Here is a 17,824-nt window from a genome sequence, read left to right as displayed (position 1 = left end):
CCCACGCGAAAAACCCCGCCCGGGGCCTCCGGGCGGGGTTTTCTGTCGCCGTGGTCAGTCGGTGTGCGGGAGTCGATCGGCCGGGATGACGCCCAGCCGGCCCTTCTGGAAGTCCTCGAAGGCCTGCCGCAGCTCGGCCTGGGTGTTCATCACGAAGGGGCCGTAGTGGGCCACCGGCTCGCGGATCGGGCGGCCGCCCATGATGAACAGCTCCATCGCCGGGATGTTCGAGTCCTGGACCGCGTCAGCCGTGACGCGGATCGCGTCGCCCTTGCCGTGGGCGGCCAGCTGGCCGATCTGGATCGGGCGCTGCTCGGCGCCCACCGTGCCCCGGCCGGCCAGCACGTAGACCAGCGCGTTGTAATCGGGCTGCCACGGCAGATCGAGCTGGGCGCCGGGCTGCAGGGTGACGTGGGCCAGGTTGATCGGCGTGAACGTCGAGCCGGGTCCGGCGTGCCCGCCGACCTCACCGGCGATGACCCGGATCAGGCTGCCGCCGTCCGGCGTGGTCAGCAAGGCCGACTCCCGGCCGCGGATGTCCTGGTACTTCGGCGTGATCATCTTGGCCGCGCGGGGCAGGTTGACCCACAGCTGCAGCCCGTGGAAGAGGCCGCCGCTGGTCACCAGGTGCTCCGGCGGCGCCTCGATGTGCAGGATGCCCTGACCGGCGGTCATCCACTGGGTGTCGCCGTTGGCGATGGTGCCGCCGCTGCCCAGCGAGTCCTGGTGGTCCATGATCCCGTCGATCATGTAGGTCACGGTCTCGAACCCGCGGTGCGGGTGCCACGGGGTCCCCTTGGGCTCGCCCGGCGCGTAGTCGACCTCGCCCATCTGGTCGAGGTGGATGAACGGGTCGAGCTCGTTGACCGGCACCCCGGCGAACGCGCGGCGGACCGGGAAGCCCTCACCCTCGTAGCCGGTGGGCGCGGTCGTGAGGCGGCGGACCGGCCGGACGGTGGTGTCGGGGTCGAGTCGCGGCAGGCGGGGCAGGACCAGAACGTCGTCCACGGTGATGGCGGGCATGGCGGGCCTTCCTAAGCTGTCGATCACGCAGGCCGACTCGGCCGTGCTCACACTCTAACTCTTTCAAATCTGAAATAGTAGTGTGCTGCCGTTCCTAGGCGCGTGTGCTGGATCCGGGAAGCCGGAAGCGCCGGGTCAGGGCTTCCGGATCTTGTCGAAGACCCGTCCGATGACCGCCAGCTCATCGTCGTCGAGGCGGTCGATGAAGCTGTCGCGGACGGTGATGAGGTGCATCGGCGCGGCGGCCTCGAGCGCGGCCATGCCCTCGTCGGTCAGCACGGCCTCCTGGCCGCGGCCGTCCTCGGGGCAGGGCTGCTTGCGCACCAGGCCGCGCTTGACCATCGAGCTGATCTGGTACGTGATGCGGCTGGGGGAGAAGACCAGCCGGCTGGCCAGTTCGCCCATGCGGAGCCGGTGGTCCGGAGCCTCCGAGAGGGTGACCATCACGTGGTAGTCGTTCATGCTGAGACCGGTCTGCGCGCGCAGCTCATCCTCGAGGTGGGTGTGCAGGGCCCAGGAGCTCTCGACGAAGGTGCGCCACGCGAGCTGTTGGGTGTCGGTCAGCGGATCGGCCATACGGGAACTGTAACTCCTTCAAATCTGAAATAACAACTCTGTCACGCGGGCTCTTGGCGGTGGCCGCCGAGCAGCTTGGTCAGCAGCTCCCGCAGGTGCCGGCGCTCGGCGGCGCTCAGGCCGGCGAGGAGCTCGTCCTGCACGGCCTCGGTGTACTCCTGCAGCTCGTCCAGGTAGAGGCGTCCCTCGCCGGTGAGCAGGACGACGTTGCGGCGGCGGTCGGCCGGATCGGTCTCGCGCCGGACGCGGTGCTCGCTCTCCAGCCGGTTGAGAATCCCGTTGACGTCGTTGCGATCGAGGCCCAGGCGCCGGCCGATGTCGGCCTGGCTCAGCGGCCCGGACTCCTCGAGAACGGCCAGGACGGCGAAGTCGGCCCGGGCGCTCAGCTTCATCCGCCGGGCGAACAGGCGCGTGCCGATCGTCGACATCTTGCTCGCCTGCCAGCTGGCCAGGGTGCGCAGCCGGGCCGGGGGCTGGGGGGTGTCCTTCGTCTCCGGCATGCCGTCATCTTAGCCGTTGGGCTTCCCAACGACAGGTGTTACGTTGGGTAAACCAACGTTGGGGCTACCAACGAATACGGAAGAGGTGGGCTATGACCAGTGCCGTGCAGACCCGGGTCGACGGACGGCGGGTTCTGATTCCGGGTGGAACAGGAGGAGTCGGCGAGGGGATCGTGCGGGCCTACCTGGCCGCCGGGGCCCACGTCGTCGTGCCCAGCCGCGATGAGCGGCGCGCGGCGGAGTTCCGGCAGGTGCTCGGCGAGGCCGTCACCGATCGGCTGCACCTCGTCGTGCACGACTACACCACGTTCGACGGGGCCGATCGGCTGGCGGCCGAGATGACCGATCGGCTCGGCGGCCTCGATGACGTCGTCGCGCCGATCGGCGGCTACTGGGGCGGGCGCAAGCTCTGGGAGATCGACCCGGCCGACTGGCAAGCGGCCTTCGTCGATCCCGTGACGACGCACGCGGCCGTGATGCGGGCCGTCCTGCCCCGGCTGAGCCCGACCGGCACGTACCAGATCGTGGCCGGCGAGTCCGGGTTCCGGCCGGTGCCCGGCAGTGGCCTGCTCAGCATGGAGCAGTCCGCCCTGCTGATGATGGGCAAGGTGCTCGTGGCCGAGGCCGCCGGCCGGCCACGGGTCTTCACCCTCGTGCTGGGGCCCGTGCGGACCCGGTCGGTCGGCGACGCCCAGCCGGAGTGGATCACGCCCGGTCAGATCGGCGAGGTCGCCGTGGCCGCCTCGGTGAGTGAGCTGGCCGGCCACGAGATCCGGTTGCCCGACCCGGCCTCGGCCGCGCGCGCCCTCACCCTGCTCCGGGGCGGGACGGCGTCGCGCCCGGTCTTCCTCGCGTCGCCGCTGCGGCCCCGGCCCGGCCGGCGCGGCGACCTCCTCGCCGTCCTGGCCGAGCTGGCCCCGCGGATCCGGGCCGAGCCCGGAAATCTGGAGTACTCGGTGCGCAGCCCTCTCGATGACGAGAACGGCCCGCTCCTGGCGGTCATGGCCTTTGCGTCGGCCGAGGCGTTCGAGAGGCACCAGGCCTCGATCGCCTCCGAGATCCCGCGGATCGCCGCACTGGTGGACGGTCCGCTGACACCCCCGATCCGGTACGACGCCACGCCGTCGGCCGGCGGGCCCGCAGAGCAGCTCTGACGCCTGCTCCCCGTCGGGGCCGGGTCACGGTGCGGTTGAGGTCCCGCCACGGCTCGGCGGCGCTCCGAGAACAGGCGCCGGGGGCGGTCACGGAGCTTCGATGGCGCCGTCCGGGCGGCGGACCGTGGCCGCCCACCGCTCGTGACCACCCAGCACCGGCGGATGCCGGGCCGCGGCGGCCTCGTCGAACTCGAGGCCCCACCCCGGCCCGGTGGAGGCCTGCGCATAGCCGGCCGCGATCACCGGCGTACCCGGGAAGATCTCGTGGACGACGTCGGCGTACACGTGCCCCTCCTGGATGCCGAACGCCGGACTCGTCAGGTCGAGGGCCAGGTTGGCCGCGGCGCCGATGGGGGAGACGTCGGCCGGGGCGTGCCACGCGGTCTGCACGCCGTGCAGCTCGCAGAGCACGGCCAGCTTGTGCCCGGGCGTCAGGCCGCCGATCGCCGAGATGTGGCATCGCAGCAGGTCGACGCCGCCGCCGGTGACGAGCCGGGCGGCGTCGGTCACCGAGGCGGTCAACTCACCCACCGCCAGCGGTACGGGCGAGGCCGCGCGCACCTCCGGCAGCCGGTCGTAGTGCTCGGGCGCCACCACGTCCTCCAGGAAGAACAGGCGGTACGGCTCGAGCGCGCGGGCCAGCACGGCGGCCTGCTTGGGCGTCAGCCGGCTGTGCACGTCGTGCAGCAGCTCCACGTCGTCGCCCAGCCGCTCGCGGGCCGCGGCGAACAGGCGTGGCGTCTGCGCGAGGTAGTGGTGGACGTCCCAGCCGTCCGGGTAAGGCGCGCCGGGGTAGCCGCCCGGCGTGCCCGGAGCCCCGTACGCGCCCAGGCCCGGCTGCCCGGTCTGCAGCCGCACATGCCGCAGACCGGCCGCCACCAGGGACTCGGCGTGGTCGAGGGTCTCCTCGATCGTGGCTCCCGACGCGTGCAGATAGACCGGCGCCGCGCCGCGCAGCCGGCCGCCGAGCAGGTCGTGGACGGGCAGCCCGGCGCGCTTGCCGGCGATGTCCCACAGCGCCATGTCGATCCCGGAGAGGGCACTGTTGAGGACCGGGCCGCCCCGCCAGTACGACGAGAAGTGCAGCATCCGGCCGATGTCGGAGATCTGGCTGACGTCCCGCCCGGTCAGCAACGGGGCGACGTGCGTCTCGAGCGCGGCGACCACGGCGGCGAACCGCTGGTGGAAGGTCGCGCAGCCCAGCCCGTACAAGCCGGGCTCGGAGGTGTCGACGCGCACGACGACGAGGTTGACCCCCTCGGGGGCGGTGACGAAGACCCGGACGCCGGTGATCGAGGGCGCGCTCATGCGACCGGGTATTCGTAGCGGGCCGTGAAGCCGAGCAGCTCGCGGGCCGGCCGGAGGTCGATCGGCACCGCGCGGCCGGGGAAGCCGGGGCGGGGCACCCCGGGATGGAACTCGTCGAGCAGCCACTCCGTGGACTGCGGGGCCAGCGTGTCAGGGGCGGCCACGTAGAGCACGTGGTTGCCCGACAAGGCCGGCTGCAGGGCCGCCACCAGGGCCCGGGCCGCGTCCCGGACGTCGAGGTAGCTCCACACGTCGGCCGCGCCCCGGCCGGGATCACGCGCGAAGAGCTCGGCCATCGGGCCCAGACGGTCGTCGGCCGCGCCCACGAACGGCAGGCGCAGGGCCACCACGGTCATGCCGTACTGGCGATGGATCATGTCGGCGGTGGCCTCGTCGGCGCGCTTCGAGAGGGCGTACGGGTCGGTGATCTGCAGCGGCACGGCGGCATCGATCGGCAGGTAGGGCAGGCGCAGCGGCCGGCGGGCGAACGGGAGCCCGCCGATCGCGTAGCTGCTGGCGATCACGGCGTTGCGCACGCCGCGCCGCGCGGCCCGGTCGAGCACGGTGAACGTGGCCAGGGTGTTGCGGCCGAAGACCTCCTCGTCGGGATCGCTGCCCGGGTGGGAGATGGCAGCGAGGTGGATGACGGCTTCGGCGCCGTCGAGGGCGTCGTCGACCAGCGACACGTCGCGGGCGTCGCCCACCAGCGTGCGGTCGGCTCGGGTGTCGGTGGGTTCGAGGACGAGGGCGGTGGTGGAGACGCCGTCGGAGGCCAGGTGATCGAGCACGGCGGTGCCGATGAGGCCGGCCGCCCCGGTGACGAGGACGTGAGCAGGCATGATCTGAAACTTACTCGGAGAATCGCTTAAGATCGTGCCCCTGGGTCGGCCGGGGCAGGGGGCGATGCATGGCGTACCGGGTGGAGTACGAGGGTGAAGAGGTGGAATTCGCCTCGCTGGATGCCGCGCTGGACTGCGCCCGCAGCGCGATCGTGAACGACCTCGGCCACATCGACGGCTGGTCGGTCGAGCACGACGAGGACGTCAACGACTGGTATGTCCGGGGTGTGCGCAACGGCCGCCGGATCGGGCCCACCGCGGTGGTCTCAGGCCCCTCGCCGGCCGTCTGGGAAGAGTGGGAGCGCCGCGTCGTCTTCGTCGGGCAGACCCCGGCCGAGGCCTTCGCGATGGCCGCCGCCTGGCTGCGGCGCCGTCCGGACATCACGACCCTGGGGGACGTCGGCTGGCATCACACCGCCGACGGCCACCAGCTGCGGGTGTACTTCCAGCCCTGAGTCAGGCGGCGGTCGCGCCCACCGAGCGTTCCAGGTCGGCCCGGACGCGGTCGAAGTCGACGCCCCGGTCGGCCATGATGAGCATGGCCAGGCCGTGCCCCTCGCGCAGCAGGCCGAGCATGATGTGCTCGGGCGCGATGAACTTCTGCTTGAGCCGGAGGGCCTCGCGCAGCGACAACTCGAGCACCTTCTTGTTGCGGTTGGTGAACGGGATGTGGTTGCTGCCGGCGTAGATCTTGCTGAACAGGCCCCGCTTCTTCGCCGGGCGGGGCAGGCGCAACGCCCCGGCGCCGAAGTTGGCCTCGATCGCCTCGCGCACGGCGGCCAGGTCGATGCCGATCGCCTTGAGCGCGGCCGCGTCCTCGGCGTCGGCGTCGCTGACCACCGGGCCGTCCTGCGTGTGGCCGCCGATCCGCTGCAGGATGTCGGCCCGGACGGTGTCCGCGTCCAGGCCGGTCGACCGGGCGACCGGGCCGGCCGGGTCGGTCAGCAGCGCGAGCAGCACGTGCTCGGTGCCGATGTGATCGTGGTGCAGGGAGCGGGCCTCGATCTGGGCGTTGGTCACGACGGCGCGCGCCTCGGCGGTGAATCGCTCGAACATCTTCAGTCCTCCCGGGGGTCGGGCGCCGGCATCAGGCGGGCGTGCTTCTTGTGCACGCCCTGGCGGGTCACCTCGAGCGCGTCGGCGATCTCCTGCCAGGACCAGCCCTTGCGGCGGGCGTTGGCCACCTGCAGGTGCTCGAGACCCTCGAGCAGGCGGCGCAGGGCCACCACCGCGCGCAGGCCGACCCGGGGGTCGGCACTGCTCGCCGCCGCGGCGAGATCGGTTGCTTCGGTCATGCTGTCAACGTACGTTGACGGACCGTCTGTCGTCAACCCGAGTTGACACACGAGGCAAAAAAGAAAGCCGGCCCCGTCGGGGGGCCGGCTTTCCGGGAGATCACTGACCGCGGCCGGTCTTCTGCTGCAGTTCGTCGATCTTCTGCGACGCCTCGGCCTTGGTCAGGTCGTCCGGCAATTCCTCCTTGGCCTCGCCGGCCAAGGTGTGCAGGTACGACTCCTGGGCGCCGGTTGCCGGTTCGTCACCGGTCACCCAGTCCGACGGGTCCTTCTCGGCGTTCGACTGGTCGGTCATGACGGCATGCCTCCGGTGGTGATCAGGCTTCGATGTTCGAACACCTGTTCCTCTACCCGCCGTAGGTCAACTCCATGCCGATGATGTCGTTGTAGGCGACATTCAACTCGACCGGGCGATGCACCGGCGCCGTCACCGCGAACGGGGCGCCATGCGGGTCGAGCATCTCGACGTAGCTGCCCAGGCCCATCTCGACCGGCCCGGCGACGACCCGGCCGCCCAGCCCGGCGCACCGGTCGATCGTCTCGGAGGTGTCGGCGACCTGGAACGACGGCTGCCAGCGGGCGTCGTAGCGCCCGGTGATCAGGCCGGCCACGGAATCGTGGGCCTCGCTCAGCCACTCGCCGCTGCCGAACTCGTGGGTCAGCGTCCAGCCGAAGACCGAGCCGTAGAAGGAGGTCGCCGCGGACACGTCGCCGGCCAGCAGGTCGGACCACTCCATCGTGCCCGGCTCGCCGCGCAGCTGGGCGCCGGCGAACCCGGCCGCCTGCCACAGGCCGAAGACCGCGCCGTTGGTGTCGGACACGATCGCCGTGCAGGCGCCGTGCCGTTCCTCCGGCCAGGTCAGCTGCCGGCCGTGCGCCTGGGTCACCCGCTCGACGGTCGCCGCCAGGTCGGGCGCGGCCAGATAGGTGAGCCATCCCGGCGGCTGCTCGGGGCGGGTGCGGCCGATGCCGGCCACCGCCTTGCCGTCCAGCAGGAATCGATCACCCTCGACCTGCCAGCCGAAGAGCCCGGCATAGAAACCGGCCGCGTCGTCCCGGTCCGATGTCGTCAGCTCCACCCAGCAGGGAGTCGACGGCGCAAAGCCCCTGATCCGCATATAGCACTCCAACGTGGACGTCCCCGAATGACGACGACTCTACGGCAATCTATACGCGCCGTCACTACCTGGGGGTTCAATGTCCGGTTTGGAATGGCTTTCCGCTACCTAAAGTGACTGCCTGTAGGTTAGGTGTCACGCGAGCGTTAACGGTTCGGCAAGTTGCCTGTCGTGGGAGCGCGTCCAGTCACGACGGTCGATCGGCCGTGGTGTGCGGAATGAGCATCTCGAACCACACCGTGGTGCCCCGCACGCTCGGGTCGGTGCCCCACGAGTCGCTCAGCTCCTCGATCAGGCCGAGCCCCCGGCCGCGACTGCTCATCGTGTCGGCGTGCGCGCGGATCACGCTGCCCCGGGTGCCCTCGTCGGCCACCGAGACCAGCAGCCGCTCGGCATTGAGGTCGATGTGGACCCGCGCCGGCGTGCCCGCGTGCAGCAGCGCGTTCGTGGTCAGCTCACTCGTGCACAGGATGGCCGCGCCGATGACCGGCTCGGGCACCGACCACTCCCGCAGGCGGGTGGTCATCCACTGGCGTACGCGACTCGGCCCTGTCGGCTCGGCCGGCACCAGCATCGTGTCCGACCGGCTCATCGCCACCGCGTGCTCGACCGCGAGCACGGCGACGTCGTCGTCGGTCGAGCCGGCCACCGCGGACGTCGCCAGCGCGCACAGGTTGCGCGGGTCGCCACCGGCCGCCCCGGCCGCCGCCGCCACCAGCGCGTCCAGGCCCTCGGTGAGAGCGTGACCGCGTCGTTCCACGACACCGTCGCTGAACAGCAGGATCGTGTCGCCCGGCTCGAGCCGCACCTGACCGGTCTGCCAGCGCCCGCCCAGTCCCAGCGGGGCGCCCGGCGGCACCTTGACCAGCTCGGCCGTGGGCGGCTCGCCGCCGTGCCCGGTGCGGCGCAGCACCGGCGGCGGATGCCCGGCGCTGGCCATCGTGATCGTGCCGTCGGCCGGGTCGAGCACCCCGTAGACGACGGTCACGAAGATCTCCTCGTTGCGCGACTCGGCGCCGAGCGACCCGACCAGCCGGTCGAGACCCGCCAGCACGCTGGGCGGGGCCGGATCGGTCAGCGCCATCGCCCGCAGCGCGGCCCGCACCTGGCCCATCACCGCGGCCGCGCGCACATCGTGCCCGGCCACGTCGCCCAGCACCATGGCCAGGCGCCCGTCGAGCAGCCGGAAAGCGTCGTAGAAGTCGCCGCCGGCCGCGTTGCCGTCGACGCCCACGTCGTAGCGGGCGGCTATCCGGAACGTTTCAAGCTCGGGCAGGTGCTCGGGCAGCATGCTGCGCTGCAGAAGCTGGGCCGTGCCGTGCTGGGCCTCGAACCGGCGGGCCCGCTCGGCCGCCTGGGCGACCAGCTGGGCGGCCGCGTCCAGCAGCGCCCGCTCGGCCGGCAGCCAGCGGTGGGCCTCGCGATAGCCGATCGTCAGCGCGCCGGTCAGCAGGGGCGTGCGCAACGGCAGCGCGGCCAGGGCCCGGATCCGCCGCTCGTGCCGGTCGGAGGCCAGCTCCAGCAACGGCTCGCCATCGGCCACGAACGTGGCCGTCCCGGTCTGCGCGGCGGCCACGATCGGAGCCCGCTGGTCGTTGGGCACCCTTTTCCACACCGGGGGCAGGCGTTCGTCGGCCTCGTCGAGCATCTCGCCCCGGATGCGGCGGACGTAGCGGTAGGCCCCGCCGTCGTCGACCGCGAAGGCGCAGTGGTCGACGTCGAAGGAGGTCATCGCGTAGCCCAGGACGACCCGGGCCACGTCGTCGACGGTCAGCGCGCCGGCCAGGCGCGACGTCAGGTCGCCCAGGTTCTGCAGGCGGCGGGTCACCTGGGTGGTCTCGGCGGCGACGGTCAGCACCCCGGCCACCTCGCCGCGCACGTCGCGGACCACCGAGTGACCGCGGGTGAAGAACGCCTGCTCGGGCCGGCCGTGCTGGCCCCGCGCGACGGTCAGCTGGGTCTCGGCCTCGAGGAACGGCCGGCCGCTGCGGTAGACCTCCTCGACCACGCCGCCCAGGCCGCGCGACTCCCACAGGTCGCCGAACACCTCGGCCGCGGGCCGGCCCAGCGCGGCCGGGTGCAGGGTGCCGAACAGATCCGCGTACGCGTCGTTGTAGATCAGCAGGAAGCCGGCGCCGTGGCTGTAGGCCATCGGCATCGGCGACGCGAGAACGAGCTCGATGGTGGCGGCGACGGCCGGATCCCAGTGGTCGCGGGGGCCGAGCTCGGTGTCGCTCCAGTCGCGTCCGTGCACGAGATCGGCGCAACTCACCCGGCCCGACCCGGCGGCGGCAGGCTGCGCGGGCAAAGCGGGCATCACTGAGGGGCTCACCCCACCCGTCCCGGCCATGACCAAAGAGTAGCCCGGCTCGGCCATTCGGACGATGCCGCACCGGCCGACCGTCCGATTCTTGACGGTACGACCCCCTGATCCCTCTCGTACGTTCTCGTTGTGATCTCACTATGCGTAGTGTCAGCTCGCTCTCCTGAGCTGGCCAGGACGGCTGGGCGTCACTTAGAGTCGCCCGATGTCCCAGCGCGAGCCCTTCTCCGAGCCGGTGATCGACCTGTCCGCGATGCGGTCACCGATCGCGCACAGCCCGCTGGCCCGGCGCCGCCGGGACGCTGCCGCCCTGACCGTCCTCGCGCTCGCGGCCGTCCTCACCGGGGCCGCCGGCTATGCCGCGGTGCGTCCGGCTCTGGGCGCCACCGCGCCGGAAGCCGTTCCCGGGCCCCCGGCCGCCGCGTCGCCCTCCCTCGCCGCGGAACCGCCGGGCCCTCCGTCGCTGCTCGGGCGGGCCGGCATTCCGGCCGCCGCCGCCGACCCGGCCCGGCTCAGCCCCGCGCCCCGCGACTGACCGATCGGCTCTCCCCGGCCCGCGACCGGCGACCGATCGGGACGCCGCCGGTGGTTGCGGTCGTGTGACGAGAACGCCAATCAACCGTCGGGCTCCGGCCTCGGTCGTTGCGTTCTGTGGTCACCACGGGTCGGCAGGATGCCGCCCGGCCGGCAGCAGGGAGTGCGCGATGACCGGGGACGGGCTGAGCCGGGGGCTCAGCGACATATGGCGTTCGGTGGTGCTGACCGTGCCCACCGCGCTGGTCTTCGCCGGCATCCTGCTGATCGGCTATCTGGTCGCGCGGCTCCTGCGGACGGCGGTGTCCCGCGGGTTGCGCCGGGCCGGCCTCGACCGGGTGGTCGAGCGCAGCGCCGCCGGCCGCTGGTTCGGCGCCGGCCGCGCCGGCCCGGCTGAGCTGGGCGGAAAGCTGGCCTTCGCCGGCGTGCTGCTGCTCACGCTGCAGCTGGCGTTCGGGGTGTGGGGCCCGAACCCGGTCAGCGACCTGCTCGAAGACGTGCTCGGGTGGCTGCCGCGGCTCTTCGTGGCGATCGTGCTGATGATCGTCGCGGCGGCAGTCGCCCGGGCCGCCGAGGACCTGGTCGCCGGGGCCCTCGGCGGGTTGTCCTACGGCCGGTCGGTGGGCCGGGTCGTCTCGGTCGTGATCGTCGCGCTGGGCGTGGTGGCCGCGCTCGACCAGTTGCGGATCGCCACCTCGGTGACGCGGCCGCTGCTGATCACGGTGCTGGCCACCGTGGCCGGTGTGGTCGTCGTGGGCGTCGGCGGCGGCCTGATCCGGCCCATGCAGCGGCGCTGGGAGACGTGGCTGGAGCGCGCGGACGCGGAGTCGGCGGTGATCCGCGAGCACGTCGGCGCCTATACCGCCGCCCGGTCCGCCGGCTCGCCGCCCGACCCGGGGGCGACCCAGGTCATCTCGTACGGGACCGGGACCGGGACCGGGACCGGGAGCGGGAGCGGGAGCGGGACCGGGAGCGGGAGCGGGACCGGGAGCGGGAACGGGAACGGGGCCGCGCCGAGCTGGGCGACCACGCCGACGCAGGCGGCGCCGGCCGCGGGGGTCGACGAGACGCAGGTGATCGCCCCGCGGCAGGCGGCCCGCCCCGCGCCCGGCGACACCGCCGTCGTCGACCCGGGCCCGAACGACACCCTGGTCATCGGGCGCGGCGCCGAGGAGATCGAGAGCACCCGGGCCCTCCCGCCCGACGACGACGACAAGTAAGGCCGACGACAAGTAAGCCCGGCCGCGACAAGTAAGCCCGACAACAGGTAAGACAGCGGACATGAGGAAGGCCGGCACCGAAGGAACTCGGTGCCGGCCTTCGAATGAAGGGTCGATCAGCGGGGAAGCGGGACGGTCAGGCCGGCTGGGGCAAGGCCCGGGCGAGGACGCAGACCGCCAGCAGGCGGCGCAGCACCCAGTCGTTCGCGGTCCAGTCGATCTCGTCGGCCGGCGGGCGCCAGCCGTGCGTGAAGGCGGCGTCGCGCACGCCCTCGGCGTACGCGGCGAGCAGCACCGCGGTGAGCGGGCGGACGTCCACCGACAGGCTGTCGCGGATGCCCGCGGCGTGCTGGTCGATCAGGGCCATCAGGCCGGGGTTGGTGTCGGCCGCCTCCAGGCCGCCGGCACCGACGGTGTCGTGCAGCTCGGCGAGGCTGGCGTGGGCGGAGCGGTGGGCAGCGCGGGCGGCAGCGCCGCTGAACAGGCCATTCATGAGAAGAAACGTTAAGGAGCCCGGGGTAGCCAACGGTTCTTCGCACAGGTGCAGCTCGGTTGAAGCTCGAAGAACGGGGAAAACAGGCCGTCATGACCGACCACCAGCGACCGGCGGGGATGGACGACACGACCGTGGAGGCCCTGGGCAAGCTCAGCTCGGCCCTGGAGACCACGGACCGCGCCCGCGGCCATCTGCACTCGTTCCACCAGCTCACCGGCAAGGCCGATTTCGAGCTGGACGAGGCCGTCGCGCTGTTCCGCAAGGCCGGTCACGACGCCCTGGCCGATCGGATCCAGCAGGACCTGATCGGGCGCAACGTCATCCCGGGCCACTGGACGTTCCAGATCATCGAGGAGTACGACGACACCTACTGGACCGAGTTCCGTACGGTCGAGCGCGCGGCCCGCGACGAGCTGGCGGGGGGCCGGCGGCACCTTTTCGAGGCCGAGCTCAAGGAACGGCGCCGCACCCACGGCAAGGCCGGGCATGAAGCGCGCTGAGAGCCGTTATTCCATCTCGACCTGGGCCGGGCGGCGGCGCTGGGCGTCGTCGGCGAGGATCACGGTAGCGACGACCATGGCCACGACCACGGCGAAAAGCCAGGAGGCGTCATCGATCAGCTTCGCGGCCAGCGGAGCCTGAAATGCGGCGAGCATGAAGCCCACCCAAGCGAGACGACGCTGACGCTCGGAGAGGAAACCGGCAGAACGCATTCGGACAGTCTGGCGCGCATCGGGCGGATCGCCGTCACCCATTCGGCCGATTCTCCGTTGTCCGATCGTGCCCCCAGCGTTGCGTCGCCACCGCTCAATTATGGCATTGCTGCTGGTCAGCGCGCTGGCAATTACGGGTTGTGAGAGACCCGTGCCGGTCGGCGCACCCGATCCGGGTGAACGCGTCGTTACCGGCCCATTACAGAGGCGTACCGGCGCTCGTCTGATCGTCCCCGACGCGGCCTCGCGGATCCACGTCGTGCTGGCCACCCTCCCGGGTCTGCTCTACCGCATCACCACGCCCGGTCGCTCGGGGCTGGCGCCGTCGGTCACCCGCCGGGGCGGGACGGTGCTGGTGGCTCTGCGGCCGACCGGCGCGGACGGGGCTCACGAGCTGCGGATCGTGCTAAACCGCGCGGTTCGCTGGGATCTGCGTCTGCCCGCCGGCGCCGGCGAACAACGCCTGGATCTCGACCGGGGCCGGGTCACCCGGCTGGTCGTGGGGCCCTCCGGCCTGGTCGAGCTGCGCCTGCCCGCGCCCGTGGGCACTGTGCCGCTGGTGCTCACCGGCAGCATCGGCACGCTGACCGTCTCGACCCCGCGGACCACGCCCCTGCGTCTGCAACTCGCCGGCGGAGTGGGCTCGGCCCTGACCCCGTGGACGGCCGACGAGGAACTGCCCCGGGCCACGGTTCTCACCCCGGCGATCTGGCCCACCGCCCGACATCGGTACTGGCTGCGGGCCCGATCGCCGATCGGCCTGCTCACGCTGCGCCGCGATCCCCGCTGACGCTAGTTGGGGCCGGTGTGCGGTGTCGTGGACGGCCGGGCGCCCTCCTGGATCGGCTCCTGGCCCGAGTCGTTACCGGTCGCATCGTTCTGGCCGTCGGTGTCCCAGGTCGCCATGGCCTTGTCGAGCTCGCTCAGCGGCAGCTTCGACTCGTCGCGCCACACGCCGTCGTCAGTTGGATGAGTCATGGCCCAGGGGTACCCGCGAGCGGGACACGGAAACGGCCGCCCGGAGACCGGGCGGCCGTTCCTGATCCTTGAGAGGCCTGGTGTCACTGGCCGGGGCGGTCGACCTGCCCACGCCAGGCGCCGGTCTCGACGCCGCCACGGCCCTCGATGTATTCCTTGAACCGCTTGAGGTCGCCCTTCACGCGGCGGTCGAGGACGCCCAGCTTGTCACCGACGTTCTCGACGACGCCCTGCGGCTCGAAGTCCATCTGCACGGTCACGCGGGTCTTGGTGTCGTCGAGGCGGTGGAAGGTGACCACGCCGGCCTGCTTCTCGCCCTCGGTCGACTTCCAGGCCACCCGCTCGTCGGGCAGCTGCTCGGTGATCTCGGCGTCGAACTCGCGCTTGACCCCGGCGATCTCGGTCTTCCAGTGCGTGTGGGTCGCGTCGAGCTGACGGATCTCCTGCACGCCCTCCATGAACCGGGGGAACTCCTCGAACTGGGTCCACTGGTTGTACGCGGTGCGCACGGGAACTTCTACGTCAACGGACTCGGTCACGGTGCTCACTGGGTGAACTCCTCCTGGTTGTGTTACCCCGCCTTACGTCTCAGATGGTGCCCGGGTCGGAGGAGGCTAAACGGGGAGCGAGCGGAGTCTTCGGATTCTCGTCCCCGGCCTGACGCAGCCGGGCCCGCTGCACCTCGGCGTTGACCTGCACCCCGAGCAGCACGGCGATGTTCGACAGATAGATCCAGACGAGGAACGCCATGATCGCGCCCAGGCTGCCGTAGGTGCGGTTGTAGGAGCCGAAGTTGGCCACGTAGAGCCCGAAGGCGGACGACGCCGCGCTCCACGCCACCAGCGACACCGTCCCGCCCACGGTCAGCCAGCGGAACCGGGGCTGACGCACGTTCGGAGCGATCCAGAACAGCAGCGAGAGCACGATCGTGGCGATGGCGACCAGCACCGGCCAGCGGCCGACCGACCAGAACTGCCGGGCCGTCTCGCCCGCGCCGAGCGCGTTGCCGACCGCGTCCACCAGCGGGCCGCTGATGATCAGGCCGGCGCCGATGGAGGCCAGCAGCACCAGGGCCACGGCGGCCAGCGCGATCTCCAGCAGCTGCAGCTTCCACCAGGCCCGGCCCTCCTGGACGCCGTAGATGCGGTTGGACGCCCGGGTGAACGTGGAGACGTACCCGGAGGCGGACCAGAGCGCGAGCAGCAGACCGAAGCCGAACAGCACCTTGGCCGAGCTCTGCTGCACGACCAGCGCCTGGATGACCGACAGCAGGCTGTCGTTGTCGACCACCGCGCCGAGGCCCAGGTCACGCAGGATGCCCACGGTGGCCGTCAGCACGGTCGAGCCGTCGGTGACCAGGTTGATCAGGGCGACGATGACGACCAGCGACGGGATCAGAGCGGTGAAGGTCTGATACGTCATGGCCGCCGCGTAGTCGGAGCAGTCGTCCTCGATGTACCCGGCCACGCTGCGCCACAGCACCGAACGCCAGCTGCGCCAGCGAAGTTGACGAATCTTGCGGGGGAGGGGACGGGGCGTAACGTCGTCGGCGAGCGCCTCGGACTCCCGGTCGACGGTGGGCTCGGTGTCCATGCCGGCTCCTGACAGGTTTTGACGGCAGCTACCCGGGCACGTCTGGCGGCAAACGCAGGGGGTGGGCATGGAAAGCGCGGATGCGATCGTGGTCGGTGCCGGGCACAACGGCCTGGTGGCTGCCAATCTGCTCGCCGACGCGGGCTGGTCGGTGCTGGTGCTGGAGGCGACGCCGCATCCGGGCGGCGCCGTCCGGTCGGGCTACGTCACCGCGCCCGGCTACCTCAGTGATCTTTTCAGCTCGTTCTATCCGCTCGGGTTCGCCTCGCCGGTGCTCAACGGTCTCGATCTGGGCGACCACGGCCTGAGCTGGACCCACTCGCCGGACGTGCTGACCCACCTGTTCCCGGACGGCCGGGCGGCCACGATCAACCGCGATCTGGCCCGCACGATGGAGTCGCTGGAGGCCTTCGCCCCGGGTGACGGCGAGAAGTGGAAGACAGCGTACGAGGAATGGCTCTCGGTCTCCGACACCATGCTCGACACGATCCTGACCCCCTTCCCACCGGTACGCCACGGCGTCTCGCTGGTGCGCCGGCTGCGCACCGGGGGCGCCCTGCGCCTGGCCCGCCGCCTGTTGCTGTCGGTGCGCGAGATGGGCTCGGAGATGTTCGCCGGCGACGGCGGGCCGCTGCTGATGGCCGGGTGCGCGCTGCACACCGACCTCTCGCCGGAGGAGGCGGGCGGCGGCGTCTACGGCTGGCTGCTGGCGATGCTGGGACAGCAGTACGGCTGGCCGGTGCCGGTCGGTGGCGCCCAGCGGATCACCGACGCGCTCGTCGCCCGGCTCGAGCAGCGCGGCGGGCGGATCATCTACGACGCGCCCGTCGAGCGGGTGCTGATCGCCCGGGGCCGGGCCATGGGCGTGCTGGCCGCCGGGGAGCCGCACCGGGCCTACCGGGCCGTGGTCGCCGACGTGCCGGCGCCGGCCCTCTATCTCGACCTGGTGGGCGAGCGCTGGCTCCCGCCGCGGCTCGTGGAGGACCTGGCCCACTTCCGCTGGGACGGCGCGACGGTCAAGGTCGACTGGGCCGTGGGCCGCAAGATGCCCTGGAAGAACCCGGCCGCGAACGGCGCCGGAACGGTGCACCTGGGCGCCGACCTCAACGGCCTGACCCGGTACGCGTCCTACCTGGCCACCGACGAGATGCCGCCGCACCCGTTCCTGCTGCTGGGCCAGATGACCACGGCCGATTCCGAGCACTCGCCGGAGGGCACCGAGTCGCTCTGGGCGTACACGCATCTGCCGCACCGCGACCACTGGGAACCCGACGAGATCGCCGCCCACGTCGAGCGCATGGAGACGGTGGTCGAGGAGCACGCCCCGGGCTTCAAGCAGGAGGTCGTGGGCCGCAACGTCTTCTCCCCGGCCGACCTGCAGCGCGAGAACCCGTCGCTGGTCGGCGGCGCGCTCGGCGGAGGCACGGCGGCCGCGTTCCAGCAGCTGTTCCTGCGCCCGATCCCCAGCCTGGGCCGCGCCGACACCCCGGTCGACCGGCTGTTCATGGCCAGCTCGTCGGCTCACCCGGGCGGCGGCGTGCACGGCGCTCCCGGCAGCAACGCGGCCCGCGCCGCCCTGGCCCGCGACCGGGCCCTGCTGGGCGGCGCCTACCGCGGAGTGATCAACGCCGGCCACAAGCTGATCTACGCCGACTAGCGACAGCCTCGCGGCGGTCGTAAACGGCCGCCGCGGCCGGGCTACGGCTTCTCGGTGGTCTTCGGCGAGCGTTCGGCGATGTCGGCCAGGCGGCGCAGCGTCTCGATGTTGCGGCGGTGCAGGACGAGGTCGTTGAGCTTGTTGCGCAGGGCCAGCAGCGGCCCGCGCTCGAAGTCCTCCTGGATGGTGACCTTGGTGGCGCCGGGGCCGGCGGGCTCGAGGTGGATGTCGACCACTGCCTCGCCCAGCGGCCACAGGCCGGCGTTCAGGCGCAGCCGGCGGTCGGGCTCCATGTCGAGCACCACCGACTTGTCGTGCAGGGAGAACGGCCACGGCCCGGCCTTGTGGTGCAGCTTCGAGCCGACCTGCGGCCAGGCGGCCTCGACATCGCGGATGTGCACGGTGCCGACGACCCAGTCGCTGTAGGTCCAGCCGTCGGCCAGCACGGCGAAGACACGGTCCGGGGAAGCTTGGAGGGTACGCTGAACGGTAGCCAC

Annotated in this window: 23 protein-coding genes; 7 read left to right on the top strand and 16 right to left on the bottom strand. The window is 71.9% G+C overall.

Features of this window, described 5'->3' with window-relative positions; translation table 11 throughout:
• Window positions 1-54: 54 nt before the first annotated feature.
• The 3 genes from HJC40_RS40630 to HJC40_RS40620 form a co-directional block, all read right to left on the bottom strand.
• Complete coding sequence (locus HJC40_RS40630) at window positions 55-1,023, bottom strand: pirin family protein (protein ID WP_250008986.1); 969 nt, start codon at window positions 1,021-1,023, stop codon at window positions 55-57.
• Window positions 1,024-1,158: 135 nt separating this feature from the next.
• A complete protein-coding gene (locus tag HJC40_RS40625) occupies window positions 1,159-1,599 on the bottom strand; it encodes a MarR family winged helix-turn-helix transcriptional regulator (protein WP_250008985.1) in 441 nt (146 codons plus the stop codon).
• Between the two features lie 41 nt (window positions 1,600-1,640).
• Window positions 1,641-2,099: a MarR family winged helix-turn-helix transcriptional regulator gene (locus tag HJC40_RS40620; protein ID WP_250008983.1), complete on the bottom strand. Its 459-nt coding sequence runs from the start codon at window positions 2,097-2,099 to the stop codon at window positions 1,641-1,643.
• Between the two features lie 92 nt (window positions 2,100-2,191).
• On the opposite strand from HJC40_RS40620, the gene HJC40_RS40615 reads away from it, so the two are divergent.
• Complete coding sequence (locus tag HJC40_RS40615) at window positions 2,192-3,253, top strand: SDR family NAD(P)-dependent oxidoreductase (RefSeq protein ID WP_250008982.1); 1,062 nt, start codon at window positions 2,192-2,194, stop codon at window positions 3,251-3,253.
• A gap of 87 nt (window positions 3,254-3,340) precedes the next feature.
• Here HJC40_RS40615 and HJC40_RS40610 read toward each other — a convergent pair whose 3' ends face one another.
• Together HJC40_RS40610 and HJC40_RS40605 are read right to left on the bottom strand one after the other, a co-directional pair.
• The gene (locus tag HJC40_RS40610) at window positions 3,341-4,561 is read right to left on the bottom strand and encodes an enolase C-terminal domain-like protein (protein ID WP_250008981.1); all 1,221 of its coding nucleotides are present in this window, start codon (window positions 4,559-4,561) and stop codon (window positions 3,341-3,343) included.
• On the bottom strand, window positions 4,558-5,400 hold the full coding sequence (locus tag HJC40_RS40605) for an NAD(P)-dependent oxidoreductase (RefSeq protein WP_250008980.1): 843 nt from the start codon (window positions 5,398-5,400) through the stop codon (window positions 4,558-4,560). Before HJC40_RS40605 ends, HJC40_RS40610 begins: the two co-directional genes overlap by 4 nt.
• Window positions 5,401-5,468: 68 nt before the next feature.
• Between HJC40_RS40605 and HJC40_RS40600 the strand changes: the two genes are divergently transcribed.
• Window positions 5,469-5,855 carry a hypothetical protein gene (locus HJC40_RS40600; protein WP_250008979.1) on the top strand — a complete coding sequence of 129 codons (387 nt, stop codon included), beginning with the start codon at window positions 5,469-5,471 and terminating at the stop codon, window positions 5,853-5,855.
• A 1-nt stretch (window position 5,856) separates the two neighbouring features.
• Here the strand turns inward: HJC40_RS40600 and HJC40_RS46795 are convergent, their stop codons facing one another.
• The 5 genes from HJC40_RS46795 to HJC40_RS40570 form a co-directional block, all read right to left on the bottom strand.
• Window positions 5,857-6,456, bottom strand: coding sequence for a Clp protease N-terminal domain-containing protein (locus tag HJC40_RS46795; protein ID WP_374273660.1), 600 nt, complete (start codon window positions 6,454-6,456; stop codon window positions 5,857-5,859).
• A 2-nt stretch (window positions 6,457-6,458) separates the two neighbouring features.
• A complete protein-coding gene (locus tag HJC40_RS40585) occupies window positions 6,459-6,695 on the bottom strand; it encodes a helix-turn-helix domain-containing protein (protein WP_184956233.1) in 237 nt (78 codons plus the stop codon).
• A gap of 100 nt (window positions 6,696-6,795) precedes the next feature.
• A complete protein-coding gene (locus tag HJC40_RS40580; RefSeq protein ID WP_250008978.1) occupies window positions 6,796-6,990 on the bottom strand; it encodes a DUF3072 domain-containing protein in 195 nt (64 codons plus the stop codon).
• A 52-nt stretch (window positions 6,991-7,042) separates the two neighbouring features.
• Complete coding sequence (locus tag HJC40_RS40575) at window positions 7,043-7,774, bottom strand: VOC family protein (RefSeq protein ID WP_250008976.1); 732 nt, start codon at window positions 7,772-7,774, stop codon at window positions 7,043-7,045.
• 226 nt (window positions 7,775-8,000) lie between these two features.
• On the bottom strand, window positions 8,001-10,163 hold the full coding sequence (locus tag HJC40_RS40570) for an ATP-binding SpoIIE family protein phosphatase (protein WP_250008975.1): 2,163 nt from the start codon (window positions 10,161-10,163) through the stop codon (window positions 8,001-8,003).
• Window positions 10,164-10,341: 178 nt separating this feature from the next.
• Here HJC40_RS40570 and HJC40_RS40565 point away from each other — a divergent pair, with 178 nt between their 5' ends.
• Together HJC40_RS40565 and HJC40_RS40560 are read left to right on the top strand one after the other, a co-directional pair.
• Window positions 10,342-10,671, top strand: a complete 330-nt coding sequence (locus tag HJC40_RS40565; protein WP_250008974.1) for a hypothetical protein — start codon at window positions 10,342-10,344, stop codon at window positions 10,669-10,671.
• 169 nt (window positions 10,672-10,840) lie between these two features.
• The gene (locus tag HJC40_RS40560) at window positions 10,841-11,890 is read left to right on the top strand and encodes a hypothetical protein (protein ID WP_250008973.1); all 1,050 of its coding nucleotides are present in this window, start codon (window positions 10,841-10,843) and stop codon (window positions 11,888-11,890) included.
• 136 nt (window positions 11,891-12,026) lie between these two features.
• Here HJC40_RS40560 and HJC40_RS40555 read toward each other — a convergent pair whose 3' ends face one another.
• Window positions 12,027-12,383, bottom strand: coding sequence for a DUF6401 family natural product biosynthesis protein (locus HJC40_RS40555; RefSeq protein ID WP_250008972.1), 357 nt, complete (start codon window positions 12,381-12,383; stop codon window positions 12,027-12,029).
• Window positions 12,384-12,475: 92 nt separating this feature from the next.
• On the opposite strand from HJC40_RS40555, the gene HJC40_RS40550 reads away from it, so the two are divergent.
• Window positions 12,476-12,886 carry a hypothetical protein gene (locus HJC40_RS40550; protein ID WP_250008971.1) on the top strand — a complete coding sequence of 137 codons (411 nt, stop codon included), beginning with the start codon at window positions 12,476-12,478 and terminating at the stop codon, window positions 12,884-12,886.
• 6 nt (window positions 12,887-12,892) lie between these two features.
• On the opposite strand, the gene HJC40_RS40545 is transcribed toward HJC40_RS40550, so the two are convergent.
• On the bottom strand, window positions 12,893-13,141 hold the full coding sequence (locus HJC40_RS40545; RefSeq protein ID WP_250008969.1) for a hypothetical protein: 249 nt from the start codon (window positions 13,139-13,141) through the stop codon (window positions 12,893-12,895).
• A 58-nt stretch (window positions 13,142-13,199) separates the two neighbouring features.
• On the opposite strand from HJC40_RS40545, the gene HJC40_RS40540 reads away from it, so the two are divergent.
• Entirely contained in the window at window positions 13,200-13,889 is a 690-nt protein-coding gene (locus HJC40_RS40540; RefSeq protein WP_250008968.1) for a hypothetical protein, read from the top strand.
• A gap of 2 nt (window positions 13,890-13,891) precedes the next feature.
• Here HJC40_RS40540 and HJC40_RS40535 read toward each other — a convergent pair whose 3' ends face one another.
• The 3 genes from HJC40_RS40535 to HJC40_RS40525 all read right to left on the bottom strand — a co-directional run bounded on the left by HJC40_RS40535 (window position 13,892) and on the right by HJC40_RS40525 (window position 15,670).
• Entirely contained in the window at window positions 13,892-14,077 is a 186-nt protein-coding gene (locus HJC40_RS40535; protein WP_250008967.1) for a hypothetical protein, read from the bottom strand.
• Between the two features lie 83 nt (window positions 14,078-14,160).
• The gene (locus HJC40_RS40530) at window positions 14,161-14,625 is read right to left on the bottom strand and encodes an SRPBCC family protein (protein WP_250008966.1); all 465 of its coding nucleotides are present in this window, start codon (window positions 14,623-14,625) and stop codon (window positions 14,161-14,163) included.
• 40 nt (window positions 14,626-14,665) lie between these two features.
• Window positions 14,666-15,670, bottom strand: a complete 1,005-nt coding sequence (locus HJC40_RS40525; RefSeq protein WP_250008965.1) for a YihY/virulence factor BrkB family protein — start codon at window positions 15,668-15,670, stop codon at window positions 14,666-14,668.
• 67 nt (window positions 15,671-15,737) lie between these two features.
• On the opposite strand from HJC40_RS40525, the gene HJC40_RS40520 reads away from it, so the two are divergent.
• A complete protein-coding gene (locus HJC40_RS40520; protein ID WP_250008964.1) occupies window positions 15,738-17,327 on the top strand; it encodes an NAD(P)/FAD-dependent oxidoreductase in 1,590 nt (529 codons plus the stop codon).
• Between the two features lie 41 nt (window positions 17,328-17,368).
• Here the strand turns inward: HJC40_RS40520 and HJC40_RS40515 are convergent, their stop codons facing one another.
• Window positions 17,369-17,824, bottom strand: a complete 456-nt coding sequence (locus HJC40_RS40515) for an SRPBCC family protein (protein ID WP_250008963.1) — start codon at window positions 17,822-17,824, stop codon at window positions 17,369-17,371.

This window comes from Actinoplanes sp. M2I2 (assembly GCF_023544445.1).
In the GTDB taxonomy this organism is placed as follows: Bacteria; Actinomycetota; Actinomycetes; order Mycobacteriales; family Micromonosporaceae; genus Actinoplanes.
Note: the sequence above shows the minus strand (reverse complement) of the source record. Positions and strands in the feature narration are given on the sequence as shown.

Bases quoted from the DNA above. Each gene is read 5' to 3' on its own strand.
- HJC40_RS40630 (WP_250008986.1), bottom strand. From the start codon at position 1,023: ATGCCCGCCATCACCGTGGACGACGTTCTGGTCCTGCCCCGCCTGCCG.
- HJC40_RS40625 (WP_250008985.1), bottom strand. From the start codon at position 1,599: ATGGCCGATCCGCTGACCGACACCCAACAGCTCGCGTGGCGCACCTTC.
- HJC40_RS40620 (WP_250008983.1), bottom strand. From the start codon at position 2,099: ATGCCGGAGACGAAGGACACCCCCCAGCCCCCGGCCCGGCTGCGCACC.
- HJC40_RS40615 (WP_250008982.1), top strand. From the start codon at position 2,192: ATGACCAGTGCCGTGCAGACCCGGGTCGACGGACGGCGGGTTCTGATT.
- HJC40_RS40610 (WP_250008981.1), bottom strand. From the start codon at position 4,561: ATGAGCGCGCCCTCGATCACCGGCGTCCGGGTCTTCGTCACCGCCCCC.
- HJC40_RS40605 (WP_250008980.1), bottom strand. From the start codon at position 5,400: ATGCCTGCTCACGTCCTCGTCACCGGGGCGGCCGGCCTCATCGGCACC.
- HJC40_RS40600 (WP_250008979.1), top strand. From the start codon at position 5,469: ATGGCGTACCGGGTGGAGTACGAGGGTGAAGAGGTGGAATTCGCCTCG.
- HJC40_RS46795 (WP_374273660.1), bottom strand. From the start codon at position 6,456: ATGTTCGAGCGATTCACCGCCGAGGCGCGCGCCGTCGTGACCAACGCC.
- HJC40_RS40585 (WP_184956233.1), bottom strand. From the start codon at position 6,695: ATGACCGAAGCAACCGATCTCGCCGCGGCGGCGAGCAGTGCCGACCCC.
- HJC40_RS40580 (WP_250008978.1), bottom strand. From the start codon at position 6,990: ATGACCGACCAGTCGAACGCCGAGAAGGACCCGTCGGACTGGGTGACC.
- HJC40_RS40570 (WP_250008975.1), bottom strand. From the start codon at position 10,163: ATGGCCGGGACGGGTGGGGTGAGCCCCTCAGTGATGCCCGCTTTGCCC.
- HJC40_RS40565 (WP_250008974.1), top strand. From the start codon at position 10,342: ATGTCCCAGCGCGAGCCCTTCTCCGAGCCGGTGATCGACCTGTCCGCG.
- HJC40_RS40560 (WP_250008973.1), top strand. From the start codon at position 10,841: ATGACCGGGGACGGGCTGAGCCGGGGGCTCAGCGACATATGGCGTTCG.
- HJC40_RS40555 (WP_250008972.1), bottom strand. From the start codon at position 12,383: ATGAATGGCCTGTTCAGCGGCGCTGCCGCCCGCGCTGCCCACCGCTCC.
- HJC40_RS40550 (WP_250008971.1), top strand. From the start codon at position 12,476: ATGACCGACCACCAGCGACCGGCGGGGATGGACGACACGACCGTGGAG.
- HJC40_RS40545 (WP_250008969.1), bottom strand. From the start codon at position 13,141: ATGGGTGACGGCGATCCGCCCGATGCGCGCCAGACTGTCCGAATGCGT.
- HJC40_RS40540 (WP_250008968.1), top strand. From the start codon at position 13,200: ATGGCATTGCTGCTGGTCAGCGCGCTGGCAATTACGGGTTGTGAGAGA.
- HJC40_RS40535 (WP_250008967.1), bottom strand. From the start codon at position 14,077: ATGACTCATCCAACTGACGACGGCGTGTGGCGCGACGAGTCGAAGCTG.
- HJC40_RS40525 (WP_250008965.1), bottom strand. From the start codon at position 15,670: ATGGACACCGAGCCCACCGTCGACCGGGAGTCCGAGGCGCTCGCCGAC.
- HJC40_RS40520 (WP_250008964.1), top strand. From the start codon at position 15,738: ATGGAAAGCGCGGATGCGATCGTGGTCGGTGCCGGGCACAACGGCCTG.